Source organism: Marinobacter sp. LA51 (assembly GCF_030297175.1).
Lineage (GTDB): Bacteria > Pseudomonadota > Gammaproteobacteria > Pseudomonadales > Oleiphilaceae > Marinobacter > Marinobacter apostichopi.
Map to the genome: position 1 here is coordinate 3,106,855 of NZ_AP028070.1, position 13,341 is coordinate 3,120,195.

The following is a 13,341-nucleotide window of genomic DNA, read 5'->3' on the forward strand; positions in this document are numbered from 1 at the left end:
GTTCGCTTGTATGCAGTCAGAAGCTCAAAAGGGTATTCTGGCTTAACACTACGGCATTGTCATACTGGCACGCTTTTAATTTACTTGCCCTGCGTTATCCTTTGACGTGTAAGCATCCGAAATCGTTCCGAAACTTTCCAGGCTCGACGAAATAAGGAAATTTGAACCATGAAAGCTGTTCGTTATCTGCTGATTGCGATTGTTGCCGTGATCTTGCTGGCCGTAGTCGCGATTGCCATCGCCATGGCCGTGATCAACCCCAATGACTACAAGCCGCAGATTGAGCAAGCGGTGGAAAAACAGACCAACCTGGATCTTGTGCTGGAGGGCGACATTGGCTGGTCGTTCATTCCCCTCGGCCTGGAACTGAATAACGTACAGGCCAATCTGGAAGGCGATCGTTTTGTAGCGTTGGAACAACTGGTGGCGCAGATCGATTTCTGGTCGCTGATTGCCATGGCGCCGCAGGTGGACACCTTTGTGCTGAGCGGCCTGGATGCCAACCTTGAAGTGAACGAACAAGGCCAGGGCAACTGGACCCGGATCATGCCGGAGCCAGCCGAGGGCGAGCAACCCAAGACTGCCGAAGCGGAAGAGGAAAAGCCCGCTGACACGACAGCCGAGGAAGGAAGTAGCGAACCGCTGAACTTTAACGTGAATAACGTTGAGATCAGCGATGCCCAGGTGCACTACACCGACAAGAGCACCGGACAGTCCGTCACCCTGGACAACTTCACCGTAACCGCCAGCGAAATCACCCTGGGCTCGGAATTCCCACTCGACATCAGCTTCAGGGTCGAAACCGCCAAACCCCAGTTTGAGGTGGACGGCAGCATCAGCGCCCGCCTGGCTGCGAACGAAGCGCTCAACGAATTTGCCGTATCTGGCCTGTCGGCGGTTTTCGACATGAACGGGGAGCCCTTCGGTGGGCAATCGGTAACCGCGGAACTGGGCGGCTCCGCCGTCGCTAACCTCGAAAACGAGACCGCGACGCTCAGTGGTTTCACCGCCAGCCTTGCCAACCTGTCCATGACCACCGATCTGGAGGTCAAAGGCTTTGGCGACAGGCCCGCCCTGAACGGCAAACTCAACATCAATGAGTTTTCCCTGAAGGAACTGCTCAGCAACCTGGGCCAACCGGCCGTGGAAACCAGCGATCCTGAGGCACTCAAGGCTCTGGCTTTCTCAACCAATATTGGTGGGCCTGCTGGCAAGGTTGAGCTCTCTGACCTGACCCTGAAACTGGATGACACTACCTTCAAGGGTTCAGGCAGCTACAACCTCGCCAACACCGGCGTGGTGTTCCGGCTCCAAGGCGACAAACTGAATGCCGACCGGTACCTGCCACCGAAGGCTGAAGGTGAAGCAGAGAGTGAAGAAAAGGCCGCGCAAGAGACTGGCTCAGGGGACGCCGGCCAACAGACGGCCGCCACCCAGGACACACCAGAGAGCGACCTGCTGCCACTGGACACCCTGCGCACCCTGCTGCTGGACATTGATTTCGGCCTGGCCGAATTGATCGTAAGCAATCTGACCATCAAGGAAATCACCGCCAGCACCACTGCTGAAAAAGGCCTGATCAAGGTCGACGAATTCAGCGGCAAGCTCTACGAGGGTGGCTTCGGCGCCCAGGTAACCCTGGATGCCCGCAGCGACAACCCGAAGTGGAAAATCGGCTCCAAGGTCAGCAACGTGCAAACCCTGCCCCTGCTGACTGACTTGGCGGAAGTGGACATGCTGTCCGGTGGCGCCAACCTGAATGTGGACGTGACCACCTCGGGCAACCGGATCTCGGTACTGCGCGAGAACGCTGATGGCCAGATCAACTTCAACCTGGCCGAGGGCCAGTTCCGCAAGATGAACCTGACCCGCATGGCGTGCCAGGGCATCGCCCTGGTGAATCAGGAGAGTCTGACTACCAGCGACTGGGGCGCTGCCACCCCGTTCAATGACATGCGCGGCACCCTCCAGATCAACGGCAACACCCTGAAAAACACCGACCTGGTAGCGGCGCTGGCCGGCATGAAACTGGAAGGCGACGGCACCATCGATCTGAAACAGAGCACGATGGATTACGAAGCGGGCCTGCGCATCGTCGGTGAGATTCACCGCGACGAAGCCTGCCGGGTAACTGAGTATGTGGAGAATGTGGTTATTCCGGTGGAATGCCGCGGCAACTTCGCCGAGGACCCGGCTGGCCTGTGCTCGTTCGATGGCTCCCGCTTCCGCGACACCCTGAAGACCATCGCAGCCAACGCGGCGAAAGCCAAGGCCAAGGAAGAAGTAGACAAGGCCAAAGCCAAGGCGAAAGAGAAAGTCGAAGAGAAACTGCAGGAAAAGCTCGGCGACAAACTGAAGGGTCTGTTTAACTAATGCCTGACCGTTTCGCCGAACGACTGCTCGACTGGTTCGATAAGCACGGCAGGCATGACCTGCCGTGGCACGAGAATCAGAATGCCTACCGGGTCTGGGTCTCTGAGATCATGCTGCAGCAGACCCAGGTCGCCACAGTGATCCCCTACTTCAACGCCTTCATGGCTCGATTCCCAAACGTGCAGGCGCTGGCCGAGGCCCCGGTGGACGACGTACTCAGCCATTGGTCTGGCCTGGGCTATTACGCCCGGGCCCGCAACCTGCAGAAGGCTGCAAAGACTGTAGTTGAGGAGTTCGGTGGCGAATTCCCGGATGATCCCGAACTACTGGAAACCCTGACCGGCATCGGCCGGTCAACGGCAGCGGCTATCGTCGCCCAGGCCTTTGGCAAACGGGCGGCTATTCTTGATGGCAACGTCAAGCGGGTACTGGCCCGCTACCATGCGGTGCCCGGCTGGCCCGGTCAGACTGCCGTTCTGAAGCAGCTCTGGCAGCACGCCGAGGAGCATACTCCCGAAGCACGCGCCCGGGACTATACCCAGGCGATTATGGATCTGGGCGCCATGGTGTGTACCCGCAGCCGGCCGAAGTGCGACGCCTGCCCGCTGCAAGCAGGCTGCACTGCCCATGCCGAAGGCGAAGAAACGCTTTACCCGGGCTCCAAGCCCAAGAAAGCCAAGCCTGAGAAAACCACCTGGATGGTGATACTTGAAGACAGTGACGGTCGCATCCTGCTGGAACGACGGCCGCCCAGCGGTATCTGGGGCGGATTGTGGAGCCTACCGGAACTGGACCCGGCGCTGGGGCCGGATGAACTGCAGGAGACCTGTGAGCAGCAACTGGGACTGAACTGCGGCGACCCGGAACTGATCAGCGGCTTTCGCCACACCTTCAGCCATTACCACCTGCATATCCAGCCTGCCCGGCTCTCAGTCCACAACGCTGCCCACAACGTCCCTCACAACACCCAGCGCGTAGCCGACGACGACCGCCTGAGCTGGTTCCACCGGGATGAAGCCCTGGCCCTCGGCTTGCCAGCGCCGATTCGCAGCCTGCTGACCCAACCGGAACAGACTGCCCTACTCTGACGCTGGCCAGCCCTACGGCCCAGCCTGATCTGTTATCATGCCGGCAGATTCACTTTGCCAACAGGAGCCACCATGAGCCGAACCGTATTCTGCCGTAAGTACCAGAAAGAACTCGACGGCCTGGCCTTCCCGCCCATGCCCGGCAAAAAAGGCCAGGAACTCTACGAGAGCGTGTCCAAGCAGGCCTGGGAAGAGTGGCAGGCTGAGCAGACCATGTTGATCAACGAAAAGCACCTGAGCCTGATGGATCCGAACACCCGCAAATACCTGCAGGCACAGATGGAGCACTTTTTCGACAACGAGCCGTTCGACCAGGCCGAAGGCTATGTTCCACCCGAGCAATAACTCCAATTGATCAAAGCCTGATCAACACTGAAAAGATTCGGAAATTTTTCCGGCCCGGCCTTGACTCAATACAGTGAAACCGGTTTAATAGCGCCCCGTTGCACAGCAGTAGCGCAACTTGCCCGGATAGCTCAGTTGGTAGAGCAGGGGATTGAAAATCCCCGTGTCGGTGGTTCGATTCCGCCTCCGGGCACCACGAATTCCACAAAAAAGCCCGCCTAGTGCGGGCTTTTTTGTTATTGGCTGCGCACCAATATTAGTGAGGCAGCCTTTTATCAAATACTTTCCAGTCCTGGACACGGCCGTCCGAATCAAACTGCACAAATCCTGCGAAGCTGTCGTCGTCCTGCCAGGTTTTCACGTAACCGATAACCTCCCCTGCCTCGGACACCATTTCGAACGATGCTTTGCGCGTTTCGTGTTCCTTATCGTATTCACTACTGTCTTGCTGAAGCGTGAATTTGGTGCTGTCTGAGAGAGCCAGTGCGAGCAGATCGGGATTCATTGAGAAGCACTCCAATTTCATGGTGCACGCCCTGCTTTGCTAGCGCGCACTTGCGAATTTAAGCAGACACAAAATCCATGATGCGCCGACGAACTATCGACTTGAGCAAAATATGACCACCCGGGAAGTGTATTACAACTTGCCAGATTAGCCACCGAAAATGGCCAATAAACCGGGCGATTTCAACCGGCATTGATCTCCGTCAACGCTTCCAAAGCTGCCACTGAATTCTTGCCCACATCTGTCTGAAACTGGCGGCTGCCATCGATCTGGGAGCCAGCACTTCCAGAGGCAGCCCCTCTTCCCCCATGCGCTCAACGACGCTGGCATAAGGGATGATGATATCCAGTGGCTGATCAAGGTAGTCCTCGGGGTTTGCGATCACCTCTCGGTGCAAACGTTTGCGCCGATCCGCCATGGAAAAGAATGGCTTCAACTTCTTAACTCCCAGCTTTTTGTCCTTGGCGAAGTCTCGCAACTGAATCCAGCTATTCAGAGACAGCCAGGTAGGCACCAGGGGGACATAGACGGCATCAGCCAGCTCCAAAACCTGCTCAGTCAGCCGCGACAGAGTTGGCGGACAATCCAGAACCACGAGGCTGGTGTCTTCCGAGAGCGGCGCCAGCATCTGCCGCAGCATATCGTTGCCAGCCTCATGTTCCAGCTTGATATCGAAGTTGCGAAAACTGCTGTGGGCCGGAATGAAATCCAAACCAGGATATACGTCTTCGTGGATAAATTTGGCGATCGGCGATTTGCCTTCCAGCAGCTTGGACAGCTTCTTGCCTTTGACCATCTCGGCACCGGCCAGATAGAAACTGGCGGCCCCCTGAGGGTCGAGATCCCAAAGCAGTGTTTTACATTGGCTCTGGCTTGCGAGATAGGCGATGTTTACGGCCGCAGCGGTTTTTCCAACGCCACCTTTAGGGCTATAGAACGCGATGATCCTCATGCTTGCATGGCTCCCGGATACACAGGGCGAATCCGTCGCTCCGTTTTGATAATCAGGTTCTCTTCTGGCCTAACAGCATTCTGATGTAGTGCTGAGCCGAATGCTGACTCTCTGACTTATACAAAGCAGTCTCCCCGGGAATATGAACTTCATAGCGCACCGGCCGGAAATAACCACAGGCCTCCTGCACACCAAGTTCGAGAAGCTCCAGACAATTGCCGGACCATAGCACCCGGGCACGCATGCCCTGAATCGATTTCATCAGTACTGACAAAGTTGCCCCCGAAAACAAGCTGTTGGCAATGAAGCGATAGAAAGCTCGTCCTGAGCAGCGCAGTTCCTGGGATCTGCGCGAGAGAGTCAGTCTCTACGGGAACGCATTGAAGCAGCACAACATTGCGTTTTCATGACCCTCCAGCGCCGGCTCAACTACGTTCACTGAATGGTCATGTAGTAGGTATAGCCTGTTGTTCTCAATCAAAAGGAGAGCTGTACCCCATGTCTGGAGATTCCTCCCTCCTCGTCGAAAAACTCTGGCGCCTGAAGCGCCGCATCGACAAAGGTGCCTGCCCTGGCGTCGAATTCGTTCACCTGAATACCCTGCTGCAAGAGCCCGGTTATCGAGCCGACGTCTTGCGACGCGTTGAGCACTCGGGCACGCCGGAACTTCAGGCTCTGGCCCGGGAAATCCAGGCCAACGACAACGGGCAGCCCTTGATGGTTCGCGAGCAGACCAGCCGTATCGAGCAATCGCCTGCAAAAGAGCGCAAGAAGCCCGGCTGGCTTCTCCGCAATAGTCTTATCTGGATTCCGATGCTGGCTATCAGCTCTATCGCCGTGGGCTTTACCGCGTTTGAAAACCGGGCTGTGCGCATCGATGCCGACATCACCATCGACACCACCTGGAAGACTGGCTCCCGTTACATTCTCGAAGAGACCATTTACGTCGAAAATGCGAGCCTGACGATCGAGCCCGGCGTAACCGTCGAAGGCGAAAACGGCTCTGCTCTGGTAGTCACCCCTTCCGCAAAGCTGTTCTCAAGGGGCAAGGCCAACAATCCGGTGGTCTTCACGAGCGCCAAGGCCGAAGGCAAACGCACCCGGGGTGACTGGGGCGGTGTGGTATTACTCGGCAAGGCACCGGTTAACGAACCTGGCGCCGAGATTGAAGGTCTGCCCGCCGGCGAGAACCGTGGCGCGTTTGGCGGCACCGACGCCAGCCATTCCTGTGGCGTACTGGAATACACCCGCATCGAATTTGCCGGCTTTGAGGTTTATAAGGACAACGAACTGAATGGCCTGACCCTGGGTGGCTGCGGCAAGAACACTATTGTCCGGAATGTTCAGGTGCACCGCTCGCTGGACGATGGCATTGAAATGTTCGGAGGTAATGTCGATCTGAAGAATATCGTGGTGTCCGGTGCCGCCGACGACAGTATCGACTGGGACTGGGGCTGGACTGGTAATGTTCAGTTTGCCGTCATCCAGCAACACCCTGACGTCGGTGACAACGCCTTCGAAGGCGACAACAACGGAGGCGATCATGAAGCGATGCCTCGGTCGGAACCCACCTTTTACAACGTAACCCTGGTCGGCACCGGCAACTCTCAGAAAAAACACCGGGGCATCGTTGTTCGGGAGGGCTCCGGTGGTCATTTCCACAACATGCTGATCGACAGCTATGGCATCGAAGCCATGGACACGCGGGACGAGGCTCTGTCACTCACCAACCGTAACCTGCTGACATTCCAAAACAACCTGATGGCGAACCTGGGTCATCTGGGTCAGGTCGGCCAGGAAGAACTCTCAGGAGATAGGGATGACGACTTTGGCTTTGACGAGCATGGCTGGATGCAGGCATCGGCCAACAACAATGGCTTCCGAGTGGAGACCGCGCTGTTTCCGAATGCCCGGAATCTGGAAAATCCTAAATTCATGCCCAGAATTCAGCTGCGGCAAATGAATGCGACTCGGCCGCCCCAGAGCGAATTCTTCGATGAATCCGCCAACTTTGTCGGCGCGGTGAGCCCAGTGTCCGCCAGCAGCTGGCTGGACGGGTGGACCAGCTTCCCGGAATCCTGAGCAATACCTGAGGACTAACGCGCCAGGGACGGCGCCGTTAGCCCCGACCGATTGATGCCACCATGCAATTTACCGTCTCAAAACGGCAAGACTTTCCCATCCCAGGCTTTGAAGCATCCGGTTTCGATCAGATCCAGATCGTCGATCTGCGCACGCAAGCCAGCAACAGAATCTTCAACGGACACCTCGGCCTCACTCCCACCCATATCGGTAGCAACCCAGCCCGGGTGGTAGATGCCCACTGCAATGCCCTCAGGCCGGAGATCCACAGCGAGATTGCGGCCCAGGTTGATCGCGGCGGCTTTGGAGGATCGGTATATGTAGCGCCCGCCACCGGCCGCAGCCTGGGAACCCAGCAGGCTGGAAACGATAGCAATCTTTGTAGCCTCGCCATTCTCCAGTGCCAGTCTGAGATTGGGCAGCAGTGCCTGTACAGTCAGGAAGACACCGGTAACATTGACTTGAAAATGCTTGGCCCAAAGCGCTGGGGGATAGCCGCCATCCAGTTGTTCATGGCGATCCAGCAGAATGCCGGCATTGCACACCAAGGCTGAAATGGGCTTACCTTTCAGGCGTTCTGCGAGCGCAGACACGCTGTTTGGCTCAGCCACATCCAGCTGCTCCAAGCCAGGTTCATTCCGGGCGGTTCCGATGACCTCTTTACCGGCTTTGCACCACTCATTGGCAAGACCCTGACCGATGCCGCGGTTGGCCCCCGTAATCAGAATTGTCATGGCTGCGTCCTTATTGGGTTCGTGGGCAGTTAGAGGAAGGTTAGCCCCGCCCCATGGAAGCCAGCATGCGATTGACCGCGTCCAGATGCTCCGGCTCGTTGTGGCTCATGCCCTGAAAAACCGCGCACAGATCCAGGAAGTCCTTCAATTCCATGCGCTGGGCCATCTTCATCAAGCGCTTGGTTAAACGGGTCGCCTTCGGTGGCTGACTCGCCATCCGGGTCGCCAGTTTCATCGCTTCCGGCATCAACTGGTCGTCCGGCACCACGGTCATGACGATACCGAGTTCTTTGGCTTCATTGGCATCAACCACCCGGCCGGTCATGGTCAGCTCAAACGCACGCTGGTAACCGATCAGGCGCTGCATCAGCCAGGCACCACCGTCGCCGGGAATGATGCCGAGATTCAGAAAGGTCTCGCCGAACTTGGCCCGGTCGGAGGCAATGCGGATGTCGGCCATGTTGGCAAGGTCAAAGCCGGCACCGATTGCAGCGCCATTCACTGCGGCGATCACCGGGACTTCGACTGCCTGCAGCGCCAGCGGAATGCGCTGGATGCCCTTGCGGTAACGATCCGCACACTCAGCCACGTCGCCGGCAAAATCGCCGCCACGTTCGGCCATGTCGCGGATGTTCCCTCCGGCACTGAAAGCCGAGCCGGCGCCGGTGATCACCAGTACCGACACTTCGTCACACTGATTAACCCATTCGGCCGTGGCCACAATGTCGTCGATCAGGGCAGAGCCAGTCAGGGCGTTACGGAGGTCGTTACGGTTCAGGGTTAGAACAGCGACCCGCTCTTCGAGGGTCAGCAGCGCGTCGGTCAGTTGGGGCAAGGCGGTCATTGTGGGCTCCTGATTGCTGTTGGCTTTCGGGCAATATAGCACCTCAGGCTACTGCAACAGGCATTCACGGCTGAGCTTCTGGCTGGTTTCACGCCGCTGACGCCGGAGGGTATTACCCTTGTCATTGCCGTAGCCGGCCCGCAGCTTGGATTGGATCCTGTCCAGTTTTTTCCGGTAGGCTTCACAGGCTTTGTTTCGCCGAGCGAGGGCCTTGCCCTTTGCTCCGCCCCCTCTACTGACGCCCCGATCTGGGGTAGACAGCAAACCGCGAACGTCATCGCGAATTCCAGACACGCGTCTGCCCTGATCAAGATTCTCAGACATGGGAACCGTCGATGGTTCAGAGAGGATTACCTCTCGGTGGGGCAATTCGCCCGGCGGGTAATCCGAAAAGTGGGCCACACCATTCGGATCAATCCAGGTGTAGACACCGGCGTAAAGCGGTGAGCTGACGCCTCCAATGACAACGAAAATCGCCAATATCCATGGCATAAAGATCCACTCCCTGTGGGTTCGCTAACTGCGGGAGCAGTATAACGACCCCTTCAGGGAATGAACGGAACCTGACCCCGATTTACCGAATTCAGTACCGCATCAGCTTACTGATCCAGCAATTCAATCCAGTGCTGGACTGGCACCTGGGCCTTGGTTTCCAGGTGCATCTGACAGCCAATGTTGGCAGTGACGATGCGGTCGGGGTTATCTACCGTCAGTGCCTTGAGCTTGTTGCCCAGCAGCTTCTGACTCATCTCCGGCTGCGTTACCGAGTAAGTACCGGCAGAGCCACAGCACAGGTGCTTGTCCTTGGTGACGGCCAGATTCACACCGGCCTTGGTCAGCACCTGCTCGACCACGCCGCTCTGCTGCATGGCATGCTGCAGAGTACATGGACAATGGAACGCGACCTTGTCCGAACTCTGGCTCAGCTTCAGCTTCTCCAGATCCTGATTCAGCAGGAAGGCGCCGATATCCGTGCACAGGTCACTAACCTTCTGCGCCTTGGCGGCGTAGACCGGGTCGTCTTTCAGCAGGTGGCCGTAATCCTGAACCATGGCGCCACAGCCAGAGGCCGTCATGATGATGGCCTCGGCTCCCGATTCGATGGCGGGCCACCAGGCATCGATGTTCTGGCGCATCCGCTCCAATCCTTTTTCGTGCTCGGACAGATGGTAGTTCACCGCACCACAGCAACCTGCCTCGGGCGCCTCGACCATGGTGATACCCAACTTATCCATTACCCGGGCCGCAGCCGCGTTGGTGTTCGGGGTGGCGGACGGCTGCACACAGCCGGCCAGAGCCAGAACAATGCGGTTGTGACTGGCCGCGGGCCAGGGGCTGGCCTGCTTTCTCGGCGGTACCTTGGTGCGCAGCGGCGCCGGCAATACCGGACGGAATATCTGGCCCATCCGCAACAGCAGGCCAAAAAGCTGGCGATTCGGGATCACCCGGGCCAGCCCCCAACGCAACCACTTGTCCTTGGGAGCCCGTGGCAGCTCTTTTTCCATCAGGCCGCGGCTGATGTCCACCAGGCGGCCGTACTGAACGCCAGAAGGACAGGTGGTTTCACAGCTGCGACAAGTCAGGCAGCGATCCAGGTGCTCACGGGTCTTTTCCGTGGCCTCCTGGCCTTCCAGGAACATCTTCATCAGATAGATGCGGCCCCGGGGACCATCGCGCTCATCGTTCAGTTCCTGATACGTCGGGCAGGTTGCGGTGCAGAAGCCGCAGTGGACACAGGCCCGAAGGATGGATTCGGCCTCCTGCCCTTCCGCTGTATTGGCAAATTGTTGAACCAGATTTGTTTGCATCGTATTCCTGCTCTTACAGCCAGCTGTATAAACGTCCGGGATTAAAAATGTTATCCGGATCGAACGAATTCTTTACCCGACGCTGAATCGCCCTCAAAGCCTCAGGTTGGTGGTGCATGACTTCGCCGTGGCGGTCGCCGCCCCGGAACAGGCTGACCTGTCCGCCAGCGGCACGGGCCAGCGGCTCCATGTCACTGAGTTCGCCGGCACCACGGTACCAGCGCTGGGCACCCGCCCAGTCGATGAACCAGTGGCCATCAAGCTGCGGTGTGGCCGCAGTTGAGCCGACTGAAAAGCGCCAAAGCGGAGCATCGTTCCCGGCAAAGAATTCGTGCTTCAGATCCTGAACCTGCTGCCAGAACTCATCGCCCTGCTCCAGTACCTCACCGGACCATTTCTGGGCCGTGGCTTCCACGGCTGACTTGGCACCAGACAGGCGCAGGTACACCTTACCGTCCACCCAACAAGCGCCGGTGATCGGCTTGGGTTCGGCCGAGCGGCTGTTCATATAGTGGATAACTTCGTCCATGGCCATATCCTGCACCAGGGTCATGGACGCGGCCGGCTTCGGCATCACTTTGAGGCTGATCTCAGTCATCACGCCCAGGGTTCCCATGGCGCCAGCCTGCAGCCGCGAGACATCGTAGCCCGCGACGTTTTTCATCACCTGGCCACCAAAACGCAGGTGTTCACCCTTACCGTTAAGCAGACGAACACCCAGCACCTGATCACGCACCGAGCCGGTCCAAGGCCGGGCCGGGCCGGACAGATTGGTCGCCAGCGTGCCACCCATTGTGGCGTTCGGGCCCAACCGCGGCGGCTCGAAGTGCAGCGCCTGGCCATGTTCGGCCAGTGCTGCCTCGATTTCGCTCAGCGGTGTGCCGGCGCGCACGGTCAGTACCAGCTCAACCGGGTGATATTCAACGATACCGCTGTGCTCGCCCACGCTCAGGGTGCCGGCGTCCGGGTCAGCAGCCCGGCCCATAAAGGCCTTGGTGCCGCCACCAACAATGTTGAGTTTGTGCCCGCCATCGCGGGCGGCGATAACCTGTTCTGTCAGTTGTTTGGAAATATCAGCCATGTGCGGCTTCCGTAGGTTCGTGCTTGTGTTGTTTGTGCTCAAGGGACCGGTATTCCTGGCAGAATTTCAGGGCCGGAACGCCCTTGCCCGGGTTCAGAATCCCGGCCGGATCGAAGGCGGCTTTTACATCGTGGAACTGCTGCAATTCGTCGTCATTAAACTGCACAGCCATCTGCCGGATTTTCTCCACTCCCACTCCGTGCTCGCCAGTGATGCAGCCACCGACTTCAACACAGAGTCGGAGAATGCTGCTGCCAAAGGCTTCTGTGCGCTCGAACTCACCCGGTACATTGGAATCAAACAGGATCAGCGGGTGCAGGTTACCGTCGCCGGCGTGAAACACGTTGGCCACGCGCAGGCCAAACTCTTCCGACATCTCTTCCATCTGCAGCAGCACATTAGCCAACTCACGCCGGGGAATGGTGCCGTCCATGCAGTAGTAATCGGGCGAGATCCGCCCCACTGCCGGGAACGCCGACTTCCGGCCCTTCCACAGCAGCGCTCGCTCTTCCTCGCTCTCGGAGGTACGTACCGAGGTCGCACCGAACTTGCGGAATACTTCCTCGGCCTGGGCGATGTGCTCGTCCACTTCCTCAACCGTACCGTCTACTTCGCACAGCAACAGCGCCTTGGCTTCACGCGGGTAACCGGCCTTGGCGAAATCGTCCGCCGCAACAATGGCGTGGCTGTCCATCATTTCCAGCCCGCCCGGAATAATGCCGTGGGAAATCACGCCACCCACGGCATCACCGCCGTTCTGCACACTGTCGAAGCCAGCCATAACCACCCTCGCCACTTCCGGCTTGGGCAGCAGTTTTACCTTCACTTCGGTGACTACGCCAAGCAGCCCTTCGGAGCCCGTCATCAACGCCAGCAGATCCATGCCGCAAACATCCAGGGCATCGCTGCCAACGGTGACCACATCGCCCTCGGCCGTCACCATCTCGACGCTGTGCAGGTTGTGCACGGTCAAACCGTATTTCAGGCAATGCACGCCGCCGGAGTTCTCGGCCACGTTGCCGCCAATGGTGCAGGCAATTTGGGACGAAGGGTCGGGGCCGTAATACAGACCGTACTGAGCCGCTTCTTCACTGATTGCGAGGTTACGAACGCCGGGCTGAAGCCGGGCCGTACGCGCCAGCGGATCGATCTCGAGGATGCGATTGAACTTGGCCAGAGACAGCACCACGCCCTCTTTATGGGGCATGGCTCCGGCACTGAGCCCGGTACCTGCACCACGGGCCACTACGGGCACCTTGTGTTCATTGCAGATACGCATCACCCGCTGCACCTGCTCTACGGTTTCGGGCAGCACCACGAGCAAGGGCATCTCGCAGTACATCGACAAACCGTCGCACTCGTAGGGTTTCATGGTTTCGCTGTCGGTGATGACGTAGTTCGGGTCGATAAACGACCGGAACTGTTCCGCCAGCTCGGCTTTGCTGACTGTTGGCTTGGTAGTCATAGCATTCTCTGAATTCGTGTCACCTGGGGCTCCACCCGAAGGCGGAGATCACTGACAAGCCCTG

General features: G+C 58.3%; 12 protein-coding genes and 1 tRNA gene. 5 read left to right on the forward strand and 8 right to left on the reverse strand.

All coding sequences use genetic code 11. The features are described from left to right. The first annotated feature begins 168 nt into the window (after nt 1-168). From QUE89_RS14445 to QUE89_RS14460, 4 genes are all read left to right on the forward strand, one after another. The gene (locus QUE89_RS14445) at nt 169-2,373 is read left to right on the forward strand and encodes an AsmA family protein (RefSeq protein ID WP_286220762.1); all 2,205 of its coding nucleotides are present in this window, start codon (nt 169-171) and stop codon (nt 2,371-2,373) included. Beyond that, nucleotides 2,373-3,461: an A/G-specific adenine glycosylase gene (mutY, locus tag QUE89_RS14450; RefSeq protein WP_286220763.1), complete on the forward strand. Its 1,089-nt coding sequence runs from the start codon at nt 2,373-2,375 to the stop codon at nt 3,459-3,461. The genes QUE89_RS14445 and mutY overlap by 1 nt, the downstream gene beginning before the upstream one ends. Before the next feature lie 72 nt (nt 3,462-3,533). Beyond that, on the forward strand, nt 3,534-3,806 hold the full coding sequence (locus QUE89_RS14455) for an oxidative damage protection protein (protein ID WP_286220764.1): 273 nt from the start codon (nt 3,534-3,536) through the stop codon (nt 3,804-3,806). Nucleotides 3,807-3,926: 120 nt separating this feature from the next. Further along, nucleotides 3,927-4,002 (forward strand) — tRNA-Phe (locus tag QUE89_RS14460). A 60-nt stretch (nt 4,003-4,062) separates the two neighbouring features. Here the strand turns inward: QUE89_RS14460 and QUE89_RS14465 are convergent. Continuing rightward, the gene (locus QUE89_RS14465) at nt 4,063-4,311 is read right to left on the reverse strand and encodes a hypothetical protein (protein ID WP_286220765.1); all 249 of its coding nucleotides are present in this window, start codon (nt 4,309-4,311) and stop codon (nt 4,063-4,065) included. Nucleotides 4,312-4,513: 202 nt separating this feature from the next. Continuing rightward, nucleotides 4,514-5,263, reverse strand: coding sequence for a ParA family protein (locus QUE89_RS14470; protein ID WP_286220766.1), 750 nt, complete (start codon nt 5,261-5,263; stop codon nt 4,514-4,516). A gap of 498 nt (nt 5,264-5,761) precedes the next feature. Here QUE89_RS14470 and QUE89_RS14475 point away from each other — a divergent pair, with 498 nt between their 5' ends. Continuing rightward, entirely contained in the window at nt 5,762-7,345 is a 1,584-nt protein-coding gene (locus QUE89_RS14475; protein ID WP_286220767.1) for a beta-helix domain-containing protein, read from the forward strand. Nucleotides 7,346-7,422: 77 nt separating this feature from the next. On the opposite strand, the gene QUE89_RS14480 is transcribed toward QUE89_RS14475, so the two are convergent. The 6 genes from QUE89_RS14480 to QUE89_RS14505 form a co-directional block, all read right to left on the reverse strand. Further along, nucleotides 7,423-8,079 carry an SDR family NAD(P)-dependent oxidoreductase gene (locus QUE89_RS14480; RefSeq protein WP_286220768.1) on the reverse strand — a complete coding sequence of 219 codons (657 nt, stop codon included), beginning with the start codon at nt 8,077-8,079 and terminating at the stop codon, nt 7,423-7,425. A gap of 40 nt (nt 8,080-8,119) precedes the next feature. Further along, the gene (locus QUE89_RS14485; RefSeq protein ID WP_286220769.1) at nt 8,120-8,923 is read right to left on the reverse strand and encodes an enoyl-CoA hydratase-related protein; all 804 of its coding nucleotides are present in this window, start codon (nt 8,921-8,923) and stop codon (nt 8,120-8,122) included. 48 nt (nt 8,924-8,971) lie between these two features. Next, nucleotides 8,972-9,415, reverse strand: coding sequence for a DUF4124 domain-containing protein (locus QUE89_RS14490; RefSeq protein ID WP_286220770.1), 444 nt, complete (start codon nt 9,413-9,415; stop codon nt 8,972-8,974). A 107-nt stretch (nt 9,416-9,522) separates the two neighbouring features. Continuing rightward, complete coding sequence (glcF, locus tag QUE89_RS14495) at nt 9,523-10,731, reverse strand: glycolate oxidase subunit GlcF (protein WP_286220771.1); 1,209 nt, start codon at nt 10,729-10,731, stop codon at nt 9,523-9,525. Between the two features lie 13 nt (nt 10,732-10,744). Beyond that, nucleotides 10,745-11,812, reverse strand: coding sequence for a glycolate oxidase subunit GlcE (glcE, locus tag QUE89_RS14500; protein WP_286220772.1), 1,068 nt, complete (start codon nt 11,810-11,812; stop codon nt 10,745-10,747). Continuing rightward, nucleotides 11,805-13,277: an FAD-linked oxidase C-terminal domain-containing protein gene (locus QUE89_RS14505; protein ID WP_286220773.1), complete on the reverse strand. Its 1,473-nt coding sequence runs from the start codon at nt 13,275-13,277 to the stop codon at nt 11,805-11,807. The genes glcE and QUE89_RS14505 overlap by 8 nt, the downstream gene beginning before the upstream one ends. Nucleotides 13,278-13,341: the final 64 nt, after the last annotated feature.